Annotated in this window: 20 protein-coding genes and 1 pseudogene; 13 read left to right on the top strand and 8 right to left on the bottom strand. The window is 51.7% G+C overall.

Annotated features, from left to right (window positions below; all coding sequences use genetic code 11):
• Position 1: 1 nt before the first annotated feature.
• Together NA389_RS05605 and NA389_RS05600 are read right to left on the bottom strand one after the other, a co-directional pair.
• Entirely contained in the window at positions 2–424 is a 423-nt protein-coding gene (locus tag NA389_RS05605; protein WP_000820690.1) for a PTS sugar transporter subunit IIA, read from the bottom strand.
• Positions 425–525: 101 nt separating this feature from the next.
• Positions 526–3,291: a sigma 54-interacting transcriptional regulator gene (locus NA389_RS05600; RefSeq protein ID WP_001224218.1), complete on the bottom strand. Its 2,766-nt coding sequence runs from the start codon at positions 3,289–3,291 to the stop codon at positions 526–528.
• Positions 3,292–3,427: 136 nt separating this feature from the next.
• Here NA389_RS05600 and NA389_RS05595 point away from each other — a divergent pair.
• Positions 3,428–3,502, top strand: a pseudogene (locus tag NA389_RS05595) (GNAT family N-acetyltransferase); the annotation flags it as partial.
• Between the two features lie 111 nt (positions 3,503–3,613).
• Here NA389_RS05595 and tsr read toward each other — a convergent pair.
• On the bottom strand, positions 3,614–5,275 hold the full coding sequence (gene tsr / locus NA389_RS05590) for a methyl-accepting chemotaxis protein (protein WP_000919521.1): 1,662 nt from the start codon (positions 5,273–5,275) through the stop codon (positions 3,614–3,616).
• A gap of 366 nt (positions 5,276–5,641) precedes the next feature.
• Between tsr and btsT the strand changes: the two genes are divergently transcribed.
• The 3 genes from btsT (at position 5,642) to yjiA (ending at position 9,057) form a co-directional block, all read left to right on the top strand.
• The gene (btsT, locus tag NA389_RS05585; RefSeq protein WP_000379929.1) at positions 5,642–7,792 is read left to right on the top strand and encodes a pyruvate/proton symporter BtsT; all 2,151 of its coding nucleotides are present in this window, start codon (positions 5,642–5,644) and stop codon (positions 7,790–7,792) included.
• A 94-nt stretch (positions 7,793–7,886) separates the two neighbouring features.
• Complete coding sequence (locus NA389_RS05580) at positions 7,887–8,090, top strand: YbdD/YjiX family protein (protein ID WP_000460616.1); 204 nt, start codon at positions 7,887–7,889, stop codon at positions 8,088–8,090.
• 10 nt (positions 8,091–8,100) lie between these two features.
• On the top strand, positions 8,101–9,057 hold the full coding sequence (yjiA, locus tag NA389_RS05575; RefSeq protein WP_000187838.1) for a GTPase: 957 nt from the start codon (positions 8,101–8,103) through the stop codon (positions 9,055–9,057).
• Between the two features lie 115 nt (positions 9,058–9,172).
• Here yjiA and NA389_RS05570 read toward each other — a convergent pair whose 3' ends face one another.
• Positions 9,173–10,141 carry a hypothetical protein gene (locus NA389_RS05570; RefSeq protein ID WP_000452021.1) on the bottom strand — a complete coding sequence of 323 codons (969 nt, stop codon included), beginning with the start codon at positions 10,139–10,141 and terminating at the stop codon, positions 9,173–9,175.
• Between the two features lie 141 nt (positions 10,142–10,282).
• Here NA389_RS05570 and hsdR point away from each other — a divergent pair, with 141 nt between their 5' ends.
• From hsdR to symE, 4 genes are all read left to right on the top strand, one after another.
• A complete protein-coding gene (hsdR, locus tag NA389_RS05565) occupies positions 10,283–12,706 on the top strand; it encodes an EcoAI/FtnUII family type I restriction enzme subunit R (protein ID WP_000774458.1) in 2,424 nt (807 codons plus the stop codon).
• 74 nt (positions 12,707–12,780) lie between these two features.
• On the top strand, positions 12,781–14,250 hold the full coding sequence (locus tag NA389_RS05560; RefSeq protein ID WP_000028401.1) for a type I restriction-modification system subunit M: 1,470 nt from the start codon (positions 12,781–12,783) through the stop codon (positions 14,248–14,250).
• Positions 14,250–16,019 carry a restriction endonuclease subunit S gene (locus NA389_RS05555; RefSeq protein ID WP_000257589.1) on the top strand — a complete coding sequence of 590 codons (1,770 nt, stop codon included), beginning with the start codon at positions 14,250–14,252 and terminating at the stop codon, positions 16,017–16,019. The genes NA389_RS05560 and NA389_RS05555 overlap by 1 nt, the downstream gene beginning before the upstream one ends.
• A 216-nt stretch (positions 16,020–16,235) precedes the next feature.
• Positions 16,236–16,556 (top strand): endoribonuclease SymE, encoded by a 321-nt coding sequence (gene symE / locus NA389_RS05550; RefSeq protein WP_001667103.1) that lies wholly within the window; start codon positions 16,236–16,238, stop codon positions 16,554–16,556.
• 44 nt (positions 16,557–16,600) lie between these two features.
• On the opposite strand, the gene NA389_RS05545 is transcribed toward symE, so the two are convergent.
• Positions 16,601–18,454 (bottom strand): GmrSD restriction endonuclease domain-containing protein, encoded by a 1,854-nt coding sequence (locus NA389_RS05545; RefSeq protein ID WP_000102842.1) that lies wholly within the window; start codon positions 18,452–18,454, stop codon positions 16,601–16,603.
• A 135-nt stretch (positions 18,455–18,589) separates the two neighbouring features.
• Between NA389_RS05545 and NA389_RS05540 the strand changes: the two genes are divergently transcribed.
• Positions 18,590–19,516, top strand: a complete 927-nt coding sequence (locus NA389_RS05540; RefSeq protein WP_001280245.1) for a DUF5655 domain-containing protein — start codon at positions 18,590–18,592, stop codon at positions 19,514–19,516.
• Between the two features lie 76 nt (positions 19,517–19,592).
• Here NA389_RS05540 and yjiS read toward each other — a convergent pair whose 3' ends face one another.
• Positions 19,593–19,757 carry a DUF1127 domain-containing protein YjiS gene (gene yjiS, locus NA389_RS05535; protein ID WP_000397917.1) on the bottom strand — a complete coding sequence of 55 codons (165 nt, stop codon included), beginning with the start codon at positions 19,755–19,757 and terminating at the stop codon, positions 19,593–19,595.
• Between yjiS and NA389_RS05530 the strand changes: the two genes are divergently transcribed.
• A complete protein-coding gene (locus NA389_RS05530) occupies positions 19,724–19,867 on the top strand; it encodes a hypothetical protein (protein ID WP_001541460.1) in 144 nt (47 codons plus the stop codon). The two genes, yjiS and NA389_RS05530, sit on opposite strands and share 34 nt — an antisense overlap.
• A 94-nt stretch (positions 19,868–19,961) precedes the next feature.
• On the opposite strand, the gene NA389_RS05525 is transcribed toward NA389_RS05530, so the two are convergent.
• Positions 19,962–21,332 carry an NAD-dependent succinate-semialdehyde dehydrogenase gene (locus NA389_RS05525; protein ID WP_000331415.1) on the bottom strand — a complete coding sequence of 457 codons (1,371 nt, stop codon included), beginning with the start codon at positions 21,330–21,332 and terminating at the stop codon, positions 19,962–19,964.
• A gap of 40 nt (positions 21,333–21,372) precedes the next feature.
• Here NA389_RS05525 and NA389_RS05520 point away from each other — a divergent pair, with 40 nt between their 5' ends.
• Positions 21,373–21,516 carry a hypothetical protein gene (locus tag NA389_RS05520; RefSeq protein WP_157703272.1) on the top strand — a complete coding sequence of 48 codons (144 nt, stop codon included), beginning with the start codon at positions 21,373–21,375 and terminating at the stop codon, positions 21,514–21,516.
• On the opposite strand, the gene NA389_RS05515 is transcribed toward NA389_RS05520, so the two are convergent.
• Positions 21,513–22,478 (bottom strand): Rpn family recombination-promoting nuclease/putative transposase, encoded by a 966-nt coding sequence (locus NA389_RS05515; RefSeq protein ID WP_000750004.1) that lies wholly within the window; start codon positions 22,476–22,478, stop codon positions 21,513–21,515. The genes NA389_RS05520 and NA389_RS05515 overlap by 4 nt on opposite strands.
• Before the next feature lie 478 nt (positions 22,479–22,956).
• Here NA389_RS05515 and mdtM point away from each other — a divergent pair, with 478 nt between their 5' ends.
• Complete coding sequence (gene mdtM / locus NA389_RS05510) at positions 22,957–24,198, top strand: multidrug efflux MFS transporter MdtM (protein WP_001188918.1); 1,242 nt, start codon at positions 22,957–22,959, stop codon at positions 24,196–24,198.
• Between the two features lie 86 nt (positions 24,199–24,284).
• On the top strand, positions 24,285–25,556 hold the full coding sequence (locus NA389_RS05505; RefSeq protein ID WP_001033026.1) for a DUF445 domain-containing protein: 1,272 nt from the start codon (positions 24,285–24,287) through the stop codon (positions 25,554–25,556).
• The last annotated feature ends 38 nt before the right edge of the window (positions 25,557–25,594 follow it).

Genomic DNA, 25,594 nt, shown 5'->3' with positions numbered 1-25,594 from the left:
CTTAAAAATCTTTATCGCTTTGCATGGCGCTGGTGATAGTTTGATTGCAGTACTGAATATTTTCTTTTGAATCCGCTAACGCCGTCATTATGGTATGCGTGGTATTGCCATCGTTTTCCGACATAAAGAGATCGATAACCAGCGGCAGGTTAATCCCTGCCAGCAGATGAAAATTTTCCCGTGATAAATAACGGACAAATTCATTATTCACGCTGCCGGCAAAAATATCGGTCAGCGCAATAATTTCATCTTCCGGCGGGATCCGGGCAATTAGCATATCTACCTGCTGGCTTAAATCCACGCTCTCTTCAACGTAAGCGCACAGCGTCCAGACATTTGACCGTTTGCCTAAAATCAGCTCCACGGAGTTTAAAACCCCGCTGGCCAGCGTGCCGTGGCTGGCGAAAATATAATGTCTCTTCATCCTGACCTCTAAAACACATTCCACTGTGATAAAAGAGAGCAAGCGGCGTGCCAGAAAAAGTGGCGCGCCGAAAAAAGATGCGGGTTAACAGAGAGGAATCGTTAAAACTGTTGATCTTGCTCGATAAGTTCTGTTTCGAAGGTCAGGATATTATGGATATAGCCAAGCTCGGCGGTGGGGATTTTGACACTGTAGTTACTCTCAATGACACTAAACGCTTCCTGTAGCCGATTCAGTTCCTGTTCCGGACACTGTTGTCCACTATAAGCAGTAATGCCCGCATGACGGATCAGACGCTCAATCAGGCAACTAATATGCACATAGAGCGCCACCTTTCTTTCATTCGAGACGGTAACGCCCGCCAGATGCTCATAGCGCAGCAGAAACTGCTCAACGTGGTTGATGACTTTGCTGGTGTCGAGGATGGTGACGGATTCGATCACTCGTCGGAGCGAGAAGTTTTTCAGCAGCAGGTTATTGATCTCCGCCACCTGCTCCGGCGTGGTCAGCGAACCAAACAGCCGCATCAGATAGTGATTCCCCTCGCCGGAGATCAGCGAGTCGAGCGAAATCCACGGCACGCTGGCGATGTGCGGGTCCAACGTGCCGACTATCGCCAGTACGTCGTAGCGCATAAATACCGGCTCCTGGGTTTTATTGCTCGCCAGCATCGCATAATCGCAGGCGACGACGTCAATCTCCAGCGCCTGCGGAATACTGGCGCTCAGTAATGCGCAAAGATTAGTCGCCACACCGATACCGGTCGCGCAGGTAGTCAGTATGGCGCGCGGTTTGTTGCTTTTCGGCCAGTAGAGCTGATACTCGACCGGCACATCCCGGGCGATATCGCGGGCGATCTCTTCAATAAAATGCCCCTGTAAAATACGCTCCCCGACATACAGGGCCATGCTGGTCGATACGTTGTTGATAATCGTCACCGGCGTGGAAAGCGCGCGATCAAAATGACGATGAATGGCCTTGAGCGATCCCATATCCACCAGAATCATCAGGCCAGAGGCGAGCGGGTGCCCTTCCAGATAGCGCATCACCTGCTGCGCTATCGCCTCCGGCGTGACGTCCAACGGCATATCGAACGATTCAAAAATCGTATTTTTCAGTAACCGGTTGGCGACGTTGGCGATACTGCTGGCGGTGGCATAGCCGTGCGCCAGAATCACCGCATGCGTCACCTGTTTTTGGTTGTTAGCCCCCTGTTTATGCAGCCAAAGCGCCAGCAGCAGCATATCAATGCGTCTCGGCTCCAGATCCAGCTTCTGGCCCAGCGTCTCCAGAATTTGTAAACAGAAGCTGTACAGCAGCGGATATTTCTGGGCGAGGAAGGCGTCCAGTTGGCGGATCTGCTCGCTGTTGAGACGAGAAGGCACCAGTGCGGTACGATGGATTAAATAGTGGCTAAGCGCGTAAATACAGTTGCCGTTAAGCTGCATATTGAAGCGCTTCTCCAGACGATAAAACTCTTCCCGCACCTGGCTTGTAATTAACAGCAACCGCTGGGAGTGCACATTATCGTCGCCGGTAAAAATCAGACGATCGAAGAGAGCTTCAATTTCATCGCCCATTCTTTTTTGTACCGTCTCCCACCCCTCTTTCCCGCTACGTACCAGCTCGTACAGCGCCAGCACATGACACTGCGTATCATGGATCATGCCCTGCATCTCGTCGCGTGCGCGCAGCAGCCAGGTCAGGTTCGTGTCGGGCGAGATGCTCACCGGCGTGTCGTCCGCCAGCGATTCATTTAGTGACGGCAATGCCGACAGCATGGCATCCGGCAGATCGTGCAGCGACACGGTAACGGTTTCCTGCCCAGGCTTTTTCGCCCATGCCGTAGCCACCGCATACTTCACCACATTTTTCAGCTCGCCGACGTTGCCGCGATAAACATACTGATTGAGGATCTGCAACAAACGCGGTTTGAGGATAAGCGTGGCCGAGAGTTTTTTCGCCTCCGTCCAGAAAAACAGTAAGATCAGCGCCTCTTTTTCCTGGCGGCTGCGGTGCTGGAGATCCGGCAGGTTGACCTGAATCGGGATGCGCCGCAAAAATGTCGTCAGAAAGGTACTGTGTATCTCTTCGGTCGTCGCAAATACCAAACGTACCGAAACCGGATGCCCCTGCGCGGTGTCGCCTACCCGATAAATTTCACCACGATCGAGCCAGGTAAAGAGCTTCTCCTGCCCTTCGGCGCTCAGCCGGTGGACTTCATCCAGAAATAACATGCCGCCGTCAGCCGCCTCGAACGCGCCCGGTCTGTCGCTCTGCGCGCCGGTAAACGCGCCCTTCACATAGCCAAAAAGATTCGCCGCCAGCAGTTCGGGATTGCTCGCATACTGGGCGCAATTAAAACTGATAAATGGCGCATCCGGCGACAGAAGCGCCTGGGCGATGGCATATTCGTGCATGAGCTGCGCCAGATAACTTTTCCCGGTGCCGCTTTCGCCGGTCATCAGTAGCGGCAGTCCGCCGTCGGGATAAAAAAGCGCGGTTTTCAGTTGCTCAATCGGGCGCTTCAGGCTTTCGTTATGGCCAATCAATAGGGAAAAGTGATCGTCCGGCGCGCACTCCTGTTCCCCGTGCGCTAACAGCTCCGCGACGCTGGCGTATTCATTACGCGAAAGGGTAAAAAACTGTTGGCTAAATGCCTGCTTATGCAGGAAATAGACGGGACGGGTATTGATTTTGCAGAGCACGCCCTGCGCCACCAGTTGGTTCAGATAATGGCTGGCGGTATTGCGCTGCATATTAAAACGCTGCGCCAGATAGCGCGCGGTAAACACCTCACTGACATTTTCCGGATCAAAAAAATCCGTTTGGTTCATCAGGAAAGCAAGCAGGGCATCTTTGCGCATCGTATCCTCTCACGATTATCACATCAGCAATTATGATGCCGCGAAACAAGGCTCTCCTGTCGTGCAATCTCTTGCTTTATTCATTTTTTGTGGATCACCGCACACCTTCACTCAACGTTGGATTAGCGCGCGATATCAGAAAAGAGAGGAGGAAGCGGCGCACGGCCTGGCGTATAAATCACGCTGCGCCATGCGCCTGATGCTGGTTTAAAATCGGCCTGTGCGGACTGCCAGGCCTGATAAGCGAAGCGCCATCAGGCAAAAGTGTGAACATCTCATCCGGCCTACGGTCATCTGTAGGCCGACTGTTCACCATACGCCCTTAAAACGTTTCCCAATTATCGCTGCCGTCGGCCACAGCGGCCTTTGGTGACGACACAGCTGCCGGGGTTTTTACCGCTGCCACTTCACGCGCACGCTGCTGTTGCTGTTGAATACGGAACACCGCGACGGCCTGGGTCAGACGGCTGGCTTGCTCTTCCAGCGCCGCAGCCGCGGCGGCGGACTCTTCCACCAGCGAGGCGTTCTGCTGCGTTACGCGATCCATCTCCGCTACCGCCAGGCCCACCTGGTCGATACCACGGCTTTGCTCGTCAGAGGCCGAGGCAATCTCGCCCATGATATCGGTCACGCGGGTCACTGCATTGACGATCTCATCCATGGTTTCACCGGCGCTTTCGACCAGCGTCGACCCCACATCAACACGGCTCACGGAATCCTCAATCAGACTCTTGATCTCCCGTGCCGCCTGCGCGCTACGCTGGGCCAGATTACGGACTTCACCGGCCACCACCGCGAACCCGCGTCCCTGCTCGCCTGCGCGCGCCGCTTCTACCGCCGCATTCAGCGCCAGGATATTGGTCTGGAAAGCAATACCGTCGATTACACTGATAATATCGGCGATTTTCTGCGAACTGGAGGCGATATCGCGCATTGTTTGTACGACGTTATCCACCACTTTGCCGCCTTTTTGCGCTGTTTCAGAGGCGCTCAATGCCAGGTGACTGGCCTGACGGGCGTTTTCGGCGTTCTGTTTCACGGTCGCGGTCAGTTGTTCCATACTGGCTGCGGTCTCTTCCAGAGACGCTGCCTGCTGCTCAGTACGGGAAGAGAGATCGTTGTTGCCCATCGCAATCTCGCTGGCGCCACTGTAAATGGCGTTGGCGCCATTGCGCACATCGCCCACGGTACGCACCAGTTCGCTCTGCATATGACGTAAGTTGTCCGCCAGTTGCCCCATTTCGTTAGAGCCTTCCACATCAATACGTTTCACCAGATCGCCGCTGGCGATATGGCGAATGCTTTCAATCAGACGATTCATCGGGGCGATAAGCGACAGTTTGATGCCGAACCAGACGGCGATAATGACCACCAGAACGGCAATCAGCACACTGACCAGTACCCACATCGCCTGGTTGTAGGAACTGTTGTTATCCTCAACAGCAATATCGTACAGACGATCGTTTTGCTGCATATAGGCCATGTACTGCTTCTCAAAAGCGTCCTGATAGCTTTGAGTCGGTTGATCAAAAAACTCGTTAATCTTACCCGCGCCAAGAAGCTGAATAAGCTCCGCCAACGCGCCGTGGTAGATATCATAGGTTCGTTTGATCTCAAGGAAAGCCGCCTCGCTCTGACGTGGATCGCGCGGTAACGACTCATACTGCGCCCAGTTTTTTTCGGTGAGCTTCAGCGCATTGGTCGCCCCCTGCATCAGTTCAGCGACAGTTGCGCCGCTGCCAATATTGCTCTGGTCCATCATCCAGCGGATACCCGCGCGATTCAGGGTATTACGCGTTTGCAACAGCTCCACCCAGGTTGAATTCAGGGCAGACTGCTGCTGACGAATGGTTTGCAATACGGTGAAGTTTTCTTTGTCATTCTTCAGCGAGTTGAAGAACAGCCCGCCGGATGTCAGTTGTAAAAGGCCAAATAGCGCCAATACCAGCAGTAAGCTGGTAACAATTTTAATTCGTTTTAACATGTTTTCTCTTTCCGCTAGACAGATACAGAATTTTCGGCCTGGAAAGGGAAAACTTTATGGGATGCGCGCCATTAATATCACGATTAGCTCAGTGAAGTCGTTATGACGCCCCGCGCAACAAGGATCGTCCCATTTTATATCGTGATCTCAATCACATAAAATAGCCCACGCCCTCCTCCGCGAAACCGCTTACCGGTACGTCCGACCGCTTAAACCGCCATACAACCACTCACTGATTTACCTAACTTTACGCGCGCGATGATCTGGCAAGATCCTCTCAGCATAGCAGTCAATCTACCTCCTCAAACACGAACTCAATGTCCACCCAGCTTCGGCTGATAATTAAACTTACAACCAGGTTTTACTATGGATACGAAAAAGATATTCAAGCACATACCCTGGGTGATTCTCGGAATCATCGGTGCTTTCTGCCTCTCGGTCGTTGCCCTACGTCGGGGTGAACACGTGAGCGCCCTGTGGATCGTGGTCGCTTCCGTTTCCGTCTATCTGGTGGCTTACCGCTACTACAGCCTGTATATCGCCCAGAAGGTCATGAAACTCGACCCGACGCGCGCGACGCCGGCGGTTATCAATAACGACGGCCTGAACTACGTGCCGACTAACCGCTACGTGCTGTTTGGTCACCACTTCGCCGCCATCGCCGGCGCAGGTCCGCTGGTCGGGCCGGTATTGGCCGCGCAGATGGGCTATCTGCCGGGGACACTGTGGCTGCTGGCGGGCGTAGTGCTCGCGGGCGCAGTGCAGGACTTTATGGTGCTGTTCATCTCTTCCCGCCGTAACGGCGCCTCTCTTGGCGAGATGATCAAAGAAGAGATGGGTACCGTTCCAGGCACCATCGCGCTGTTCGGCTGCTTCTTAATCATGATCATCATCCTCGCGGTGCTGGCATTAATCGTGGTTAAAGCGCTGGCCGAAAGCCCGTGGGGCGTCTTCACTGTCTGCTCCACGGTGCCGATTGCGCTGTTTATGGGCATCTACATGCGCTTCCTGCGTCCGGGACGCGTAGGCGAAGTCTCCGTTATTGGTATCGTGCTGCTGGTGGCGTCTATTTACTTCGGCGGCGTGATTGCCCACGACCCGTACTGGGGCCCGGCGCTGACCTTTAAAGACACCACCATTACCTTCGCGCTGATCGGCTACGCCTTTGTTTCCGCGCTGCTGCCGGTATGGCTGATCCTCGCCCCGCGCGACTATCTCGCTACCTTCCTGAAAATCGGCGTGATCGTCGGTCTGGCGCTGGGGATTGTGATCCTCAACCCGGAACTGAAAATGCCGGCGTTGACGCAGTACGTCGACGGTACCGGCCCGCTGTGGAAAGGCGCTCTGTTCCCGTTCCTGTTCATCACCATCGCCTGTGGCGCCGTCTCTGGCTTCCACGCGCTCATCTCTTCCGGTACCACGCCGAAACTGCTGGCCTGTGAGACCGATGCGCGTTTTATCGGCTACGGCGCGATGCTGATGGAGTCCTTTGTTGCGGTGATGGCGCTGGTGGCGGCCTCGATCATTGAACCGGGTCTCTACTTCGCGATGAACACCCCGCCGGCAGGTCTGGGCATTACCATGCCAAACCTGCACGAGATGGGCGGCGAGAACGCGCCGCTGATTATGGCGCAGTTGAAAGACGTTACCGCACACGCGGCGGCGACCGTCAGCTCCTGGGGCTTTGTGATTTCCCCGGAACAAATCCTGCAAACGGCGAAAGATATCGGTGAACCGTCAGTATTGAACCGCGCAGGCGGCGCGCCAACGCTGGCAGTAGGTATCGCGCATGTGTTCCACAAAGTCCTGCCGATGGCGGATATGGGCTTCTGGTATCACTTCGGTATTCTGTTCGAAGCGCTGTTCATCCTGACCGCACTGGATGCGGGTACCCGTTCCGGCCGCTTTATGTTGCAGGATTTGCTGGGTAACTTCGTCCCGTTCCTGAAAAAAACCGATTCTCTGGTCGCGGGTATCATCGGTACCGCAGGCTGCGTCGGTTTGTGGGGCTATCTGCTGTATCAGGGCGTGGTCGACCCGCTGGGCGGCGTGAAGAGCCTGTGGCCGCTGTTCGGTATCTCTAACCAGATGCTGGCCGCCGTGGCGCTAGTGTTGAGCACCGTGGTACTGATCAAAATGCAGCGCACCAAGTACATCTGGGTAACGGTGATCCCGGCGGTATGGCTGCTGATCTGCACCACCTGGGCGCTGGGCCTGAAACTGTTCAGCGCCAACCCACAGATGGAAGGTTTCTTCTACATGGCAAACCTGTATAAAGAGAAGATTGCCAACGGCACCAACCTGACCGAGCAACAGATTGCCAACATGAACCATATCGTGGTGAACAACTACACTAACGCTGGTTTGAGTATTCTGTTCCTGGTGGTGGTGTACAGTATTATCTTCTACGGTTTCACCACCTGGATGAAGGTACGCAACAGCGATAAACGTACCGACAAAGAAACCCCGTATGTGCCCGTGCCGGAAGGCGGCGTGAAGATCTCTTCACACCACTAAAACTGATGCCGGGTAGCGCACAGCGATCCCGGCTAGTGTAGGCCGGATAAGGCGCAAGTCGCCATCCGGCTTTATTCATTAACAGGACGGCAGAATGTTTGATACTTTAGGTCAGGCAAAAAAATATCTCGGCCAGGCGGCAAAAATGTTGATTGGTATTCCGGACTACGACAACTATGTCGAGCACATGAAAACCAACCATCCCGACAAGCCGTACATGACCTATGAAGAGTTCTTCCGCGAACGTCAGCAAGCACGTTACGGCGGCGATGGCAAAGGCGGTATGCGCTGTTGTTAATGGAGAGACTATGACCCCGATTGCAGTTACCCTACTTACCGGTTTTCTTGGTGCCGGCAAAACCACCCTACTACGCCATATCCTCAACGAACAACATGGTTTTAAAATCGCCGTTATCGAAAACGAATTTGGCGAAGTCTCCGTTGACGATCAACTGATTGGCGATCGCGCCACACAGATCAAAACCCTGACTAACGGCTGCATCTGCTGTACCCGCTCCAACGAGTTGGAAGATGCGCTATTAGACCTGCTCGACAGCCGCGACCGCGGCGATATTGCTTTCGACCGCCTGGTAATTGAATGCACCGGCATGGCTGACCCCGGCCCGATTATTCAGACCTTTTTCTCCCATGACGTATTATGCGAACGCTACCTGTTAGACGGCGTGATTGCGCTGGTCGACGCGGTGCACGCTAACGAGCAGATGAATCAGTTCACCATAGCCCAGTCGCAGATAGGCTACGCCGACCGTATCCTGCTGACCAAAACCGACGTGGCAGGCGACAGCGAGAAACTGCGCGAGCGGCTGGCGCGTATCAATGCCCGCGCCCCGGTTTACACCGTGGTACACGGCGATATTGACCTGAGTCAGTTGTTTAATACCAGCGGCTTTATGCTGGAAGAGAACGTGCTGGCAAGCCAACCGCGTTTCCACTTTATTGCCGATAAACAGAACGATGTGTCGTCAATTGTGGTGGAACTGGATTACCCGGTGGATATCAGCGAGGTTTCGCGGGTGATGGAAAATCTGCTGCTGGAATCAGCGGATAAACTGCTGCGTTACAAAGGGATGCTGTGGATCGACGGCGAACCCAACCGCCTGCTGTTCCAGGGCGTGCAGCGTCTCTACAGCGCCGACTGGGACAGACCGTGGGGCGACGAAACGCCGCACAGCACGCTGGTATTTATCGGGATCCAGTTGCCGGAAGACGAGATTAGAGCGGCGTTTGCGGGGTTAAGGAAGTAACCCGCATCAAGGCCATCACAGAATGATGGCCTTCAGAGCAGATATGGCACTCTCTATTCACCGTTACCATATTATATCTTCCACCAGCGCACCACTACATAATGATAAATACAAACTACCTTAACCACGAGGGGATATTATACTCCGGCAAAGGCTCCACACTATAAGTATCTCTCCTGTCGCTCCCTTTTTTGCAGGTGATCTTATAGAAACCCCACTTATCATTTTTATCCGAATAAAACACAGTATATTTATCAGTATTAAAACCAAAATATTTTTCGTTTTTATTCTTCACTTCCAATTTACCGCACTTTGCTTCATTGCGCCATTCATGGTTGATGGTCTTTTTTAGCACAAAATAAGCGACATCACCAATCAACATAGGAACAAGCAGAAACAAAAACATAGACATAATAAAAGCTCCTGTTAATGTAAAAATTCGATACCCTTTTGCTTTATCACCGTAACGCAGAAATAGCCCATAGCAAATAGGTTGTGATAACCACAGGAAAAACATAAGAAATGCGGTGGCTTTCCAACAATATTCTAACCATGGAGAAGAGGATAGCTCCAGATTACTGATTTGCCAGAAAATGCTGGCAGAGTAACTACTAGTAAAAGCAAAAACACCTGAAAATGCGGTAACCGCCAAGCCGATTACCTTAAAGGTTTTTGCTGTATTATTTCTGGCAAAATCTAAAATAGTCAAAATGCTACTAATGAGGATAGAGACTGAAAATAAAATAGCTAACCAATACGTTATGGTGTTGACAAACACATTAGCAGACAACAACAAAAGCAAAAAAATTGACCATGCAGTTAGCGATAGAATACCAGCAAACCGAGTCAATAAATGATCATTGTCTGTGCGTACAAAGAAACTGATATATTCCCTAACTCGATTTCCTTGAGTGAAAGAGAATATTAGAACAGATACAAAGAGAAATGCAACCAGGTAACTTTTTAAAGGAAATTTATAGGGGATTAAATAGATTGCGATCACGCCATAGACAATCACCGCAGAATCTAATTTTTTCTGTTTAAAATGTTTAAGAAAGGATCTCCAAATCTTAATAACTTCCATATTAAAACCTTATATGTTGGGTACAGAATTCACGAATTCATCTAAAACAGAGACTTAACACCAATAATGCACACAGAGTGTAATGATTTCATCTGATTTTGTGTGTAGAATTTGCGCATCGCTATTAGATGAGAATCCCCAATGGCTGACCTGAACCTGAGTACCCTGACGGAAGCAGACATCATCACCAAACGCGTTATGCCCGCCATCCTGAGAGCTGGCTGGAACAACACAACGCAAATCCGGCAGGAGGTCAAACTCCGGGACGGTAAGGTCATCGTGCGCGGTAAAGTGGCGGCGCGCAGAACGGTGAAATCCGCCGATATCGTGCTCTATCATAAATTAAACATGCCGCTGGCGGTGATTGAGGCCAAAACCAATAAGTATGAAATCGGCAAAGGGATGCAGCAGGCGCTGGGTTATGCGCACCTGCTGGACGTTCCTTTCGTCTTCGCTACCAATGGCGATGGCTTTATCTTCCACGATAAAACCGCAACCGGCGCGATTGAGCGGGAAATTACGCTCGACGAATTCCCAACGCCTGTTGAATTGTGGCAAAAATATTGCCTCTGGAAAGGTTACACCGCCGCGCAGATGCCGATCATCTCGCAGGACTATTACGACGATAACAGCGGCAAATCGCCGCGCTACTACCAGCTACAGGCCATCAACAAAACCATTGAAGCCGTCTCAGCCGGGCAAGACCGCGTTCTGCTGGTGATGGCGACCGGAACGGGGAAAACCTACACCGCCTTCCAGATAATCTGGCGTTTATGGAAAGCGAAAAGTAAAAAGCGGATCCTGTTCCTTGCCGATCGCAACATTCTGGTCGATCAGACCAAAAACAACGACTTCCAGCCGTTTGGCACGGCGATGACCAAGGTCACCGGGCGCACCATCGATCCGGCATTTGAAATCCATCTCGCGCTGTACCAGGCCATCACCGGCCCGGAAGAAGATCAAAAAGCCTTTAAACAGGTGGCCCCGGATTTCTTTGACCTGATTGTCATCGACGAATGCCATCGCGGTAGCGCCTCGGAAGACAGCGCGTGGCGCGAAATTCTCGACTATTTCAGCGCCGCCACGCAAATTGGCTTAACCGCCACGCCGAAAGAGACCCATGAAGTCTCCAGCACCGATTACTTCGGCGATCCGGTATATACCTACTCGCTCAAAGAGGGTATCGAAGACGGCTTCCTTGCCCCTTATAAAGTGGTGCGCGTCGATATCGACGTCGATCTCCAGGGCTGGCGTCCCACCAAAGGCCAGACGGATAAAAACGGCGAGCTGATCGACGACCGTATCTACAACCAGAAAGATTTTGACCGCACGATGGTGATTGATGAGCGTACCGAACTGGTGGCCAAAACCATTACCGATTACCTCAAACGTACCAACCCGATGGATAAAACCATCATCTTCTGTAACGACATCGATCACGCAGAGCGGATGCGCCGCGCGCTGGTCAATCTCAACCCGGAACAGGTCAAGAAGAACGACAAGTATGTGATGAAAATCACCGGCGATGACGACATTGGCAAAGCCCAGCTGGATAACTTTATTAACCCCAAAAAAGAGTATCCGGTTATCGCCACCACCTCCGAGCTGATGACCACCGGCGTCGACGCAAAGACCTGCAAACTGGTGGTGCTGGACCAAAACATTCAGTCGATGACCAAATTCAAGCAGATCATCGGCCGCGGCACCCGCATTGATGAACGCTACGGCAAGCTGTGGTTCACCATCCTCGATTTCAAAAAGGCTACCGAACTGTTCGCCGACGAACGTTTTGACGGCATCCCGGAAAAGGTGATGGACACCACGCCGGAAGATATCGCCGACCCGGACTCCGACTTTGAAGAGCAGTTCGACGAGCACGAAGAAGAGACTGAAGATGACATCACCGGTGCCAATGAAGATCCCGCGCCGTATACCGTCACCGGTGCAGACGATGTCGGCCCGCTGCCGGAAGACGACGAGAACAAAGTGCGTAAGTTCCACGTTAACGGCGTGGCCGTCGGCGTGATTGCCCAGCGTGTGCAGTATTACGACGCCGACGGCAAGCTGGTCACCGAATCCTTCAAAGATTACACCCGCAAAACGCTGCTCAAAGAGTACGCCTCGCTGGATGATTTCACCCGCAAATGGCAGGACGCCGAACGCAAAGAAGCCATCATCAAGGAACTGGAGCAGCAGGGGATCATCTGGGAAGTGCTGGCGGAAGAGGTCGGTAAAGAGCTCGACCCGTTCGACATGCTGTGCCACGTGGTGTATGGTCAGCCGCCGTTAACCCGCAAAGAGCGGGCGGAGAACGTGCGTAAACGCAACTACTTCACCAAATACTCCGACGCCGCGCAGGCGGTGCTGAATACGCTGCTGGATAAATACGCCGATGCGGGCGTGCAGGAAATCGAGAGTATCCAGGTGCTGAAGCTCAAGCCGTTCGACAGCATGGGTACGCTGCCGGAGATCATTAAAAGCGGATTCGGCGACCGTAACGGGTATAATCAGGCCATCAGCGAGCTGGAGAGCGAAATCTACCACCTACCGCCCCGCTCCGCGTAACCACTCCCCTTTTGCGCCTTCTGCTGCCACCGCGTAGCAGAAGGCCTTATTGTTAATGAAACATGGAATACATCATGTCAATCAGCTCAGTAATCAAATCATTACAGGACATTATGCGCAAAGACGCCGGCGTGGACGGCGATGCGCAGCGCCTCGGCCAGCTCTCCTGGCTGCTGTTTCTGAAAATCTTTGACGCCCAGGAAGAGGCGCTGGAACTGGAGCAGGATAACTATCAGTATCCGATCCCGCAGCGCTACCTGTGGCGCACCTGGGCGGCGAACGCCGAAGGCATTACCGGCGATTCCCTGCTGGAGTTCGTCAACGATGACCTGTTCCCGGCGCTGAAAAACCTCACTGCCCCCATTGATAAGAACCCGCGTGGCTTTGTGGTCAGACAGGCGTTCAGCGATGCCTATAACTACATGAAAAACGGCACCCTGTTGCGTCAGGTGATCAACAAGCTTAACGAAATCGACTTCACCAGCGCCAGCGAACGCCACCTGTTCGGCGACATTTACGAACAGATCCTCAAAGATCTGCAATCGGCGGGCAATGCCGGTGAGTTTTATACCCCTCGCGCCGTCACCCGCTTTATGGTCGATCGCGTCGATCCGAAGCTCGGCGAGTCGATTATGGACCCGGCTTGCGGCACCGGCGGCTTCCTCGCCTGCGCGTTCGATCACGTAAAAAACCACTACGTGAAAAACGTGGCCGATCACCAGACGCTGCAACAGCAGATCCACGGCGTGGAGAAAAAACAGCTCCCGCACCTGCTGGCGACCACCAATATGCTGCTGCACGGTATCGAAGTGCCGGTGCAAATTCGTCACGACAATACCCTCAACAAGCCGCTGTCGTCGTGGGATGAGCAGCTGGATGTGATCGTCACCAACCCGCCGTTCGGCGGCACCGAAGAAGACGGTATCGAGAAGAACTTCCCGGCAGAAATGCAGACCCGCGAAACGGCGGATCTGTTCCTGCAATTGATTATTGAAGTGCTGGCGAAAAACGGCCGTGCGGCAGTGGTGCTGCCGGACGGCACGCTGTTTGGCGAAGGCGTGAAAACCAAGATCAAAAAGCTGCTCACCGAGGAGTGCAACCTGCACACCATCGTGCGTCTGCCGAACGGTGTGTTTAACCCGTACACCGGCATCAAAACCAACCTGCTGTTCTTTACCAAAGGCCAGCCGACCCAAGACATCTGGTTCTACGAGCACCCGTACCCGGCGGGCGTGAAGAACTACAGCAAAACCAAGCCGATGAAGTTTGAAGAATTTCAGGCCGAGATCGACTGGTGGGGCAACGAAGCCGACGGCTTCGCCAGCCGCGTCGAAAACGAACAGGCGTGGAAGGTCAGCATCGACGAGGTGATTGCCCGCAACTTTAACCTCGATATCAAGAACCCGCACCAGGCGGAAACCGTCAGCCACGATCCGGATGAACTGCTGGCGCAGTACGCGAAGCAGCAGCATGAGATCCAGACCCTGCGCCACCAGCTGCGCGATATTCTCGGCACAGCGCTCTCCGGTAAGGAGGCCAACTGATGGCGGTGGAAAAACTGATTGTCGACCATATCGACACCTGGACCACGGCGCTGCAACCCCGCTCCAGCGCCGGGCGCGGCAGCTCGGGTAAGATTGACCTGTACGGCATTAAGAAGCTGCGCGAGCTGATTCTGGAGCTGGCGGTGCGCGGCAAGCTGGTGCCGCAGGATCCGAACGACGAACCGGCGTCGGAGCTGCTGAAGCGCATTGCGGCGGAAAAAACCGAGCTGGTGAAGCAGGGGAAAATTAAGAAGCAGAAGCCGCTGCCGGAGATTAGCGAGGAGGAGAAACCGTTTGAGCTGCCGGTAGGGTGGGAGTGGGTAACTTTTTCACATTTAGGCCATTTTTTTGGTGGTAAAACTCCAAGTAAAATGAAAGATGAATATTGGGGAGGAACTATTCCATGGGTAACCCCAAAAGATATGAAAACGAATCTAATAGTCGACTCTGAAGATAAGGTGACTCCTTTAGCCATTGAAGATGGTTTAACCAAAGTATCTCCAGGAAGTATACTATTTGTCGCGAGGAGTGGAATTCTAAGAAGAATATTTCCAGTTGCTATAACATCGATTGAATGTACAGTTAATCAAGATTTAAAAGTATTATCGCCATTTCTCAGTGAAATTTCATACTATATACGACTGATGATGAATGGGTTTGAACGATATATAGTTGAGAATTTAACCAAAACAGGAACTACTGTTGAAAGCCTGTTATTTGATGATTTTATATCACACCCATTCATGATTCCACCATTCGCAGAACAGAATAGGATCTTAAGTACTGTAAAAAAACTTATGTCCCTATGCGATCAACTGGAACAGCACTCCCTGACCAGTCTGGACGCCCATCAACAGCTGGTTGAAACCCTGCTAACCACGCTAACCGACAGCCAGAACGCCGATGAACTGGCCGAAAACTGGGCGCGTATCAGCGAACATTTCGACACGCTGTTTACCACCGAAGCCAGCATTGACGCCTTAAAACAGACCATTCTGCAACTGGCGGTGATGGGCAAACTGGTGCCGCAGGATCCGAACGACGAACCGGCCTCTGAGCTACTCAAACGTATTGCGCAGGAAAAAGCACAACTGGTGAAAGACGGGAAAATTAAAAAGCAAAAACCGTTACCGCCTATTAGCGATAAGGAAAAACCGTTTGAAGTGCCGGAGGGTTGGGAATGGTGTAAATTTGGTTTAATTTCTGAGTTTATTAACGGAGATCGGGGAAGTAACTATCCTAATAAAAATGAATACGTTGTTCACGGAATCCCTTGGATAAATACAGGTCACATAGAGAAAAATGGAACTCTATCAATAACAGATATGAATTTCATTACTGAGAAAAAATTTAATGAGTTAAGAAGTGGTAAAATTCAAAGCGGAGATTTAGTTTATTGTTTACGCGGTGCTACATTCGGTAAAACAGCATTCGTAAAACCATATGAATCTGGTGCTATCGCATCTTCTCTAATGATCATTAGACCGTTTATTAGAGAAATGGGAGAATATATATATAATTATTTAATCAGTCCATTTGGACGCTCGCAAATTTTTCGTTTTGATAATGGTTCAGCGCAGCCTAATCTATCTGCTAATAGTGTGATGCTTTATGCTTTTGCATGTCCACCATTACAAGAACAATTTAGAATTCATAAAAAAATAACTGAGCTATTTCATATATGCGATAATTTGAAATTACAAACTCAATCCGCCCAACAAACCCAGCTCCACCTGGCCGACGCCCTCACCGACGCAGCCATCAATTAACCCGCCCTTCATAAACCAATAAAGCGGCTAAATAGCCGCTTTATTCCCATCACCAAAAATAATCCATCCTCGCATCCACCCCATTATTTTCATTCATTTTCAGCTGGACTTTCCTTCTATTCCCTGATGATATATACAGGTATTTAACGCAAGACGCCCGTGCTGCAACACGAGCGCCTCGCTAATCACAATCACTATTTTAGGAGAATAGCCATCATGACTACCGCGCATTGTATTGCAGAATTCACCGATCCAGAAGTCTCCCCGGAAAATAACCGTAAAGGCACCGTCAGTTACGCGAGCCGCTTTGAAGATCACCAGCATATTCCGGCGATTATCATGAAAGGCCAGTGGCTGGAAGCCGCCGGTTTTGCCATCGGCACCAAAATCGATATCAAAGTGATGGAAGGCTGCATCGTACTGACCGTGAAACCACCAGAGCCTGAGCTGGTTGAGTCTTTACGGCAAGTAAGCAAGCTGTCAGTACGTAAACAAAAGCAAGTTCAAACGTTTATCCGCGTGATTTCTTCTAAATAGGCAAGAAACCCAGGTGCGATTTAATTCGTACCTGGGTTGCAGTATCAGGCATCAATCTCGTCTGTTGCTGTCTCTAATTCAGCAACGTCATCCTGACTGATATTTTTCCCCATTGCCGCTTCGATCAATTTCAGCAATTGTTTTTTTCGATCGGCAAAAAATGCCTCGAAACTATCCTGCCGTAACAACGAAGGCTCAATAAAATGGCTGCGTAGGATCGCATCCATCTCGGCATCCTCCAGACCGACCTGCGGATGCGTCTGGATCTGCGACAGATACTCAGCCGGAGATCTCCCACCAATCATTCGGTTGGCCTTATAGGAGATTGATGTTTTATTAATGATAGAGTTATACACTGCTGGACTAATACTATTATTCTCGCACCATATCTTGGGGAAAATATGGTGAATATCGAGTGCAATCTCGCCATAATCTAACTTTTGGATCGTCGACTTCCAGAAAAAGTCTTGAGCACCATTGCGTAGGATCAACACGCTTAGCGCTTTATACGCGGCGCTCAATCGGGAACGTAACGTCAATAAACGCCCTGGCTGGAATGAGGCTTCATAAATCGTCCGGGGCTCTTCACCTTCCCCCTCAATCCAGTTTAATAACTCTTCCACATCATTCGCAATACGTGTTTCTACCGCGCCGCCGTACAGTTCCCCCAGAACACCGCACCAGAACCAGCGCGCCAGTTTGTCATAAATTTTGGGTTCCAGCCAATTGCCTTGTAATTGCGATAACACTGCTGCCAGCGGCACAAGCTGCGTACGGTAAGGCAGATCCCATGAGTGCATAAAACATTCATGATGGAGAAATTTAGCGGCAAGTAAGAAGCCTTTTTCCACATCGTCGGCCCAGCAATGATAATCTTCAAGAGAAAGCGCTAATACTGAAACACGTTTAGCACTTACTGCAGTAACTGATTTCCCTGTCTTCCCTTCGGCCAGATCGGCACGCCGTTTTTTTAGCGTATTCAATATGCTGATAGCCTGTAAAAAGTCAGTCGGCTCTACGCCCTGTAGGATAGCTTCTTTATTCAGTACATTTCGGCGGCCAAATTTTTGACGCAAATTACTGCCAAACCAGTCATCCCGAAGATTAAACCCATCAGCCGCAAAACTGGCGGTCACCAGTTCAAACACGGATAGTGGAACACCACCGGTATTAACCTTTTCAAACACCAAGCAAACGGCCTCTTTGCTAGTTGATTTACCCAATTTAATAACAGGCAGCAAATAGTTCCTAAAGGCATTCAGAATTTTTTCACGGAACTGCATATAAGTGAAAAACTTTTCTTGTGAACACTTATATAAATGACTTTCCCATGCATCAGAGTTGATAATTTGGTTACAAGGGAAAAATAATGCTTCGCACTCTTTTTGCACGGTAGAAAAATCCATTTCAACCGTTTCTCCAAAGGAGTTAACAAAAGTTTTTATATCACGACCAAAATTCATCGTTACTTTTTTAGACTTTTCAACAGAAATAAAAGCTTCATCAAGCCTATTGTCCAGAGCGGCCTCAATATCAATATAATAAAAACGGTCTATCTGCTTTCCTTTCTCGTTAAAAGTCTTAACGGGCGTATCCAGCATCAGGACTTGAGTCAAGGACGTTAAACGTTGCTGGCCATCCAGAATCAACATCTCAGGCTCGGTTTTCTGCAATTCTACATTTTCAACTGGACGCACCTGGAAGCGAACTTCTCCCCCAGTCTCCAGCAGCATAACCGCACCAACGGGAAAAGAACGGGCAATACTGACCAGCAAAGACCGGACATGCTCATCATCCCATACCCATCCTCTCTGGAAATCAGGCAACTGTACCCGTCCATCAGTAATCTGCCCCAGGATATCTTTTAAAGCAATTTTCGTCGTGTCAAACGTACTCATTCTGGCGCTCCTGCCATTTTCTCTTTTCAAATTAATAAATTACCACAAATAACATATCCTCAGACTCAATTTTATGCTTTCTGATTCAACTCTGTGCAGTATCATACCCGGTAATATGAAATTCAGGAGGGATCCATGAGCGATATCCAGCTTTTCCGCCTCGGTGGCGGGAAAGTACAAGAACTGCCGGGCAAAGCTGCAGCCATTGAAAAAGATCTGCAAATGCTGATCGAATCCCATATGGAAACATTCCTTGGCGTCCGCTTTCTCGAGACCGAATACCGCACGGGTAAAACCCATCGTGGGCGAATTGATTCCCTCGGCCTCGACGAAAATAACTGCCCGGTGATTATTGAATATAAGCGCCACAGCAATGAAAACGTCATTAACCAGGGGCTGTTTTATCTCGACTGGCTGCTCGATCATAAAGCGGAATTTCAGTTGCTGGTGATGGAGAAAATAAGTAAAACCGCGGCCAAAGCCATTGACTGGTCCGGCACACGGTTAATCTGTATTGCCGCCGATTTTAATAAATACGACGAACATGCCGTTCAGCAAATCAACCGCAATATCAACCTGATTCGCTACAAGCTTTTTGCCGACGACCTGTTAATGCTGGAACTGGTTAACGCCGTGGTCGAAAATAGCCCTCAGCACATCATCGCGAACGGTTCCGTCAGCAGCGGTAACGGTAAGCGCCATACCCGCACGCAGCGCGAACAGCTCTCTTCGGCCTCACCCGCGCTGCTTTCATTATATGAACAGCTAAAAAGTTATGTGCTCTCACTCAGTGATGAGGTTCAGTTTAAAGAGCTTAAGCTCTATGACGCCTTCCGCCTCATTCGTAACTTTCTGTGCGTGGCCGTTTATCCCGTGACCGACCCACACCTACGCCTGTGGCTGAAAATCAATCCACAGCATATCCAGCTTGAAGAAGGATTTAGCCGGGACGTCACAAACATTGGCCACTGGGGAACCGGCGACGTCGAATTGATTGTGCGTAACGAACACGATCTGGATAAAGCCAAACTGCTGATCGAGAAAGCCTGGCAGGAAAATTAGCGTTCCAGGATACCCGCCTACTGGAGAGGTTAAGATAAGATTATCCAGCCTTTCCAGTTTTACTGGCTCTTATCTGTTATTCCACATCCTTCCTTTCCAACCCAATATCCCTTAACTGCTCGTCACTCATTCGTCGCAGCGCCTGACAGGCCCGCTTACGCAGCCACCACCTTTTTAGCGCCCGTCTGAGCTGCACAAAGCCAATAAATGGTTGTCTGGGGCGGTTCTCGTAAAATTCCATACCGACCTCCGCATAGAACAGAAAATGCGGGCATCATGAATGTCTGTACAAACAATATCGGGATAAAAAGCACGGTTAGTGCAACGTGGATAAATAAGGAGGGCGATTGAGGGTGTTTTGTTCGCTTATTTCGTTCTGATTTAAGATCTGCGTCCTTCGCTGCAAAAAGCCAGGCCCCTCCCGTTTTCAGAGGGGCAACAGGGATTAGCGGCGCACCACTACCAGCTTCTGGTTCACAAACTCCTTAATCCCCAGATCCGATAGCTCGCGTCCGAAGCCCGAACGCTTAACGCCGCCGAACGGCAGCTCCGCTGCGGTATCGGTCAGCCAGTTGATATAAACCATCCCGGTTTCAATCCGGGAGGCCATGCGTTTAGCACGCTCAATATCCTGACTAAACACCGCGCCGCCCAGGCCGTAGTGGGAATCGTTGGCTAGTTTTACCGCCTCGTCATCGTCTTTCACCACATACATCTGCGCCACCGGGCCGAAGAACTCTTCAAAGTACGCCGGGTTGTCACGCGTAATATTGGTCAGAATCGTCGGCTCAAAGAAGTTGCCTTTGCTCTCCAGCGGCTTGCCGCCAACATGCAGCGTCGCGCCATTTTTCACCGCGTCCTCGACCTGTCTGGTCAATGTATCCAGCGCATCTTTCGACGACAGCGGCCCCAGTTCGGTAGAAGCATCCATCTGATCCCCCACCTTCACCTTCCTGAACGCCTCGGTGAACTGGCTGAGGAATTGATCGGCGATTTTCTCATGCAGGATAAAGCGCTTCGCCGCCGTACATACCTGTCCTGCATTAGTGAGCCGTGCCTGCACGCCAATTTTCACCGCTTTCTCAAGATCGGCATCGTCCAGCACGACGAACACATCGTTCCCGCCCAGTTCCAGCGTCGATTTTTTAATGTGCTTCGCCGCCTGTGCCGCCACGGCACTCCCCGCTTTTTCAGATCCGGTCAGCGCTGCGCCCTGCACGCGCGGGTCGGCGATGATGTTCGCCACCTGATCGGAGGAAATAAACAGGTTGGTCCATGCGCCTTCCGGCGCGCCGGCTTCACGCACCAGATGGGCAAACGTCTCGGCGCAGTGCGGTACGATGCTGGCATGTTTCGCCAGCACCGGGTTACCTGCGGCCAGGTTCGGCGCCAGCACACGCATCAACTGATAGTACGGGAAGTTCCACGGCTCAACGGCCATGATGACGCCAATCGGATGATGTTCTACCCACGCGTCGCCAAACTCGGTTTTATAAGGCACCGGGGCAAGAAACTGCTTCGCGTTATCCGCATAATAGCGAGCGATCTGCGCGCATAGTTTGACTTCGCCACGGCTTTGCTCGATGAGCTTGCCCATCTCCTGGCTGGCGATTTTTGCCAGTTCTTCAACACGGCTGTCGATCAAGTCAGCCAGCTTATGCAGTACCGGCAGACGTTGGTCAATCTCTCCTTTGGACCAGTCGGAGTGATAGAGCGCGTCAGCTTTTTGCAGCGCGGCTTCAATATCCGCGTCCGTGTGCGGGGGATACTCTTTAATGAGCTGATTATTGGCAGGATTCACTGTCTGGTAAGCCATATCACATGTCTCCTTGTTATCGTCATTAAGGCAGCCGTAAATGCCGCTCAGAACAATAAGGGTAGTAGAGATGGCTGGCGCTATCGGTAAAGTTCGGTATATTCGTGCGGTTATCAGCGATAATTACAGAGAGCGTTGCCCGGCGGGCACCGGGCCTGCAACATTCAGACTGGAACCGCGTTAGTGGCTAACATCCTGAAGCTCTTCAGCCGTAAGGCCGGTGAACCGCTGGACTGTCTCGCGGTCAAGTCCGTCCGCCAGCATCTGTCTGGCGATACGCAATGCGGCAACGTGCTGACCTTTTTCCAGCCCTTTTTCTAATCCTTCTGCTAATCCTTCCTCCAGACCGACCTGTCTTCCTTGCCGTTCCCCTTTTCTGCGATCCGCTGCGCGGATCCTCTCTATCAGCGTCATCAGTCTCTCCTTAGTGTGCGGGACACGCCCTACCACATCACGAATAAACGTGGTGAAACGAGGCGTATGTCCGTGCTGAATCATAAGATAATTAAACAGCGCTTTAAGCTGCCTGTCATTAGCGCAACCAGTAACTAACAGCGAAGCAATCCGTTCAACCAGTCCCAGCAGGTCGCGCTGGCGGATATGTTTTTGGATGAGCTCCAGCAGCGCAATGCGGCGGTGCTGCATAATGTCATCATCCGATACCACCGTTATATCGACCAGCGGAAAGGCAGCGGCATAGAGTCTTCTTGCCACTTCCGGGTTCGCAAACTCATCCAGCCAGCACAGCGAAAAAGGATACGGGCTATCAACACCGTGATAAAACAACATCGGCACCACCAGCGGAAGATGCTTATGCCCCGCATCCAGATGCTGCTGCATCGCTGCCATCGCATACCGCATCAGCCGGAACGCCATATGCGCATCCGGCGTGCTCTGATGTTCAATCACGACGTAGAGATAACCGTCGCCCTCGCGCGTTTTCAGCGACCAAAGCACATCGGAATAATAGGCTCGCAGATTTTTTTCAATAAAACTGCCGGGTTCCAGCTTTAGCGTCCGTAGGTCGCAAAGCTGGCGTAACGACACCGGCAGATGAATCTCCATAAAATCGCGGGCGGTTTCCGGGTGGCGCAAAAAGGTTTTAAACACCGCATCATGCGGTGTTGAGGTCGTCGATTTTTTCATGGCGCTCCGTCACCCCAAACCAGGATGCTGCGACTCTACCTCCTGAAAATTCCTTTCTCATCCGTACCTTTTCAGCATTGCGAGGCGCGACGGAAGATAAATCCTGTTATCTGTAATGCACATGCATTTTCGGAACTGAACACGCAAAACGCCAGTCTGCGCGCCCTGCCTTTATCTTTATTAACCAGACAAACTCTTTTGATTAACATCAAAATTTAATTACACTTAATGTGTATATTTTCCGTGCAACGTAAATTTCCCGAGGTGTGATGTGCTGATTGTTATCTGTAATCGCCACACGTTCTGACGAGATTCAGAACGCGTCTCTTCCTGTCTGTGTTTTCACCGGCAGCGTTTTTGATTACATGAAATTCAGTACATCCGCAGCCGCTGTTTCCATCGCCTGCCTGACGTCACGATGACGGTATTGAGTTTCGCTGTCCCATCATGGGGTTCTCCGACATGGAGCGCATTTTTTATGCAACGGATTATTCAGTTTTTCTCCCAACGCGCCACAACGTTATTTTTCCCGATGGCGCTGATTTTGTACGATTTTGCCGCCTATCTGACGACGGATCTGATTCAGCCTGGCATCATTAACGTCGTGCGCGATTTTAATGCTGACGTCAGTCTTGCGCCGGCCTCGGTCAGTCTCTATCTGGCGGGCGGAATGGCGTTGCAATGGCTTCTGGGGCCGCTATCCGACAGGATTGGCCGCCGGCCAGTGCTGATCGCAGGGGCATTAATTTTTACTCTCGCCTGCGCGGCAACGCTGTTGACGACCTCAATGACGCAGTTTCTGGTTGCCCGTTTTGTGCAGGGCACCAGCATTTGCTTTATCGCAACGGTCGGCTACGTCACGGTACAGGAGGCTTTCGGTCAAACCAAAGCCATTAAGCTGATGGCGATTATTACCTCCATTGTGCTGGTCGCTCCGGTTATCGGCCCGCTCTCCGGTGCCGCGCTGATGCACTTTGTTCACTGGAAGGTGCTGTTCGGTATTATTGCGGTGATGGGACTGTTGGCGTTGTGCGGCCTGCTGCTGGCGATGCCAGAAACGGTGCAACGCGGCGCGGTGCCGTTCAGTGCGGTGAGCGTACTGCGCGATTTTCGTAATGTGTTTCGCAACCCGATTTTTCTCACCGGGGCGGCGACGCTGTCGTTGAGCTATATCCCGATGATGAGCTGGGTGGCGGTGTCGCCGGTGATCCTGATCGATGCCGGCGGGATGAGTACTTCGCAATTCGCCTGGGCGCAGGTGCCTGTATTCGGCGCGGTGATCGTGGCCAATATGATCGTTGTGCGCCTGGTGAAAGATCCGACCCGACCGCGTTTTATCTGGCGCGCCGTACCAATCCAGTTAAGCGGGCTGGCGACATTACTCCTCGGTAATCTTCTTCTGCCGCACGTCTGGCTTTGGTCTGTGCTGGGCACCAGCCTGTACGCGTTCGGCATTGGCATGATTTTCCCGACGCTGTTTCGCTTCACGCTTTTCTCCAACAACTTGCCAAAAGGGACGGTTTCGGCCTCGCTGAACATGGTGATTCTGACGGTGATGGCGGTGTCGGTCGAAGTTGGCCGCTGGCTGTGGTTTCACGGCGGGAGACTGCCGTTTCACCTGCTGGCAGCGGTGGCCGGGGTGATTGTGGTCTTCACCCTGGCGACACTATTACAGCGCGTACGCCAGCATGAGGCGGCAGAACTGGCCGCTGAGAAGTAACTACTCTGCCGGATAGAGGCTTATCCGGCACAGGATAATCTGATGTTTTTTACACGTTCCTGCCGTCTGGCTCTATCCTTAACCCTATGAATAAAATCGCCGAACTCAAACGCGCCAAACGCCTGGCGCTCTCACTGTTGCTGATAGCCGCCGCGACGTTTGTGACCACGCTTTTCCTGCCGCCCAGTTTCTGGGTGCTGGGCGTAAAAGCTATTGCCGAAGCGGCGATGGTTGGCGCGCTGGCGGACTGGTTTGCCGTGGTGGCGCTGTTTCGCCGCATTCCCATTCCGTTTATTTCACGACATACGGCGATTATTCCCCGTAATAAAGATCGAATCGGCGAAAATCTTGGGCAATTTGTGCAGGAGAAGTTCCTTGATACGCAGTCGCTGATCGCGCTAATCCGCCGCCATGAACCCGCGCTGCTTATCGGAAACTGGTTCAGCCAGCCGGACAACGCCATCCGGGTCGGGCAGCATCTGCTGCAAATTATGAGCGGCTTTCTGGAACTGACCGATGACGCCCGTATTCAGCGGCTGCTCAAGCGAGCGGTACATAAAGCGATTGATAAAGTGGATCTTTCCGGCACCAGCGCCCTGATGCTGGAAAGCATGACCAAAAACGATCGTCACCAGGTGTTACTCGATACGCTGATCGCCCAGCTTATCGCCCTGTTACAGCGTGACAGTTCCCGAACATTTATCGCCAGACAGATCATACGCTGGCTGGAGACCGAGCATCCGTTAAAAGCGAAGATTCTGCCGACCGAATGGCTGGGAGAACACAGCGCTGAACTGGTCTCCGACGCGGTAAATTCTCTGCTGGATGATATCAGTCACGACCGCGCGCATCAGATTCGTCATGCCTTCGATCGCGCGACGTATAAGCTGATCGATAAACTTAAACATGATCCGGAAATGGCTGCCCGGGCAGAAAACATTAAAAGTTACCTGAAGGAAGATGAGGCGTTTAACCGTTATCTCGGCGAGATCTGGGCGGATCTACGTCAGTGGTTAAAAACAGATATCAACGCCGAAGACTCGAAGGTAAAGCAGCGCATCGCTCATGCCGGACAATGGTTTGGCGAGACGCTGATCGCCGACGACGCATTACGCGCCTCGCTTAACGGTCATCTGGAACAGGCCGCGCACCGGGTCGCACCGGAATTCGCCGCCTTCCTGACGCGCCACATCAGCGATACCGTAAAAGGCTGGGATGCGCGCGATATGTCGCAGCAGATTGAGCTTAATATCGGTAAAGATTTGCAGTTTATCCGCGTGAACGGCACGCTGGTCGGCGGCGCTATCGGTCTGGTGTTATATTTACTGTCGCAAATACCGGCACTGCTCAGTATTTAACGCCGTTCTCGTTCAGATTAACTGCCAAACCCCGCACG

The sequence above is a fragment of the Salmonella sp. NW645 genome (assembly GCF_051703725.1).
GTDB lineage: Bacteria > Pseudomonadota > Gammaproteobacteria > Enterobacterales > Enterobacteriaceae > Salmonella > Salmonella enterica.
This window is presented reverse-complemented; position numbering and strand designations above follow the sequence as displayed.

Excerpts from the sequence above, each read along its gene's own strand:
- NA389_RS05525 (WP_000331415.1), bottom strand. The coding sequence starts at position 21,332 with ATGGCTTACCAGACAGTGAATCCTGCCAATAATCAGCTCATTAAAGAG.
- NA389_RS05530 (WP_001541460.1), top strand. The coding sequence starts at position 19,724 with ATGGTTGTCTGGGGCGGTTCTCGTAAAATTCCATACCGACCTCCGCAT.
- btsT (WP_000379929.1), top strand. The coding sequence starts at position 5,642 with ATGGATACGAAAAAGATATTCAAGCACATACCCTGGGTGATTCTCGGA.
- tsr (WP_000919521.1), bottom strand. The coding sequence starts at position 5,275 with ATGTTAAAACGAATTAAAATTGTTACCAGCTTACTGCTGGTATTGGCG.
- NA389_RS05555 (WP_000257589.1), top strand. The coding sequence starts at position 14,250 with ATGGCGGTGGAAAAACTGATTGTCGACCATATCGACACCTGGACCACG.
- symE (WP_001667103.1), top strand. The coding sequence starts at position 16,236 with ATGACTACCGCGCATTGTATTGCAGAATTCACCGATCCAGAAGTCTCC.
- NA389_RS05545 (WP_000102842.1), bottom strand. The coding sequence starts at position 18,454 with ATGAGTACGTTTGACACGACGAAAATTGCTTTAAAAGATATCCTGGGG.
- NA389_RS05600 (WP_001224218.1), bottom strand. The coding sequence starts at position 3,291 with ATGCGCAAAGATGCCCTGCTTGCTTTCCTGATGAACCAAACGGATTTT.
- NA389_RS05570 (WP_000452021.1), bottom strand. The coding sequence starts at position 10,141 with ATGGAAGTTATTAAGATTTGGAGATCCTTTCTTAAACATTTTAAACAG.
- NA389_RS05505 (WP_001033026.1), top strand. The coding sequence starts at position 24,285 with ATGAATAAAATCGCCGAACTCAAACGCGCCAAACGCCTGGCGCTCTCA.
- NA389_RS05580 (WP_000460616.1), top strand. The coding sequence starts at position 7,887 with ATGTTTGATACTTTAGGTCAGGCAAAAAAATATCTCGGCCAGGCGGCA.
- NA389_RS05540 (WP_001280245.1), top strand. The coding sequence starts at position 18,590 with ATGAGCGATATCCAGCTTTTCCGCCTCGGTGGCGGGAAAGTACAAGAA.
- NA389_RS05520 (WP_157703272.1), top strand. The coding sequence starts at position 21,373 with ATGCCGCTCAGAACAATAAGGGTAGTAGAGATGGCTGGCGCTATCGGT.
- hsdR (WP_000774458.1), top strand. The coding sequence starts at position 10,283 with ATGGCTGACCTGAACCTGAGTACCCTGACGGAAGCAGACATCATCACC.
- NA389_RS05605 (WP_000820690.1), bottom strand. The coding sequence starts at position 424 with ATGAAGAGACATTATATTTTCGCCAGCCACGGCACGCTGGCCAGCGGG.
- mdtM (WP_001188918.1), top strand. The coding sequence starts at position 22,957 with ATGCAACGGATTATTCAGTTTTTCTCCCAACGCGCCACAACGTTATTT.
- yjiA (WP_000187838.1), top strand. The coding sequence starts at position 8,101 with ATGACCCCGATTGCAGTTACCCTACTTACCGGTTTTCTTGGTGCCGGC.
- yjiS (WP_000397917.1), bottom strand. The coding sequence starts at position 19,757 with ATGGAATTTTACGAGAACCGCCCCAGACAACCATTTATTGGCTTTGTG.
- NA389_RS05515 (WP_000750004.1), bottom strand. The coding sequence starts at position 22,478 with ATGAAAAAATCGACGACCTCAACACCGCATGATGCGGTGTTTAAAACC.
- NA389_RS05560 (WP_000028401.1), top strand. The coding sequence starts at position 12,781 with ATGTCAATCAGCTCAGTAATCAAATCATTACAGGACATTATGCGCAAA.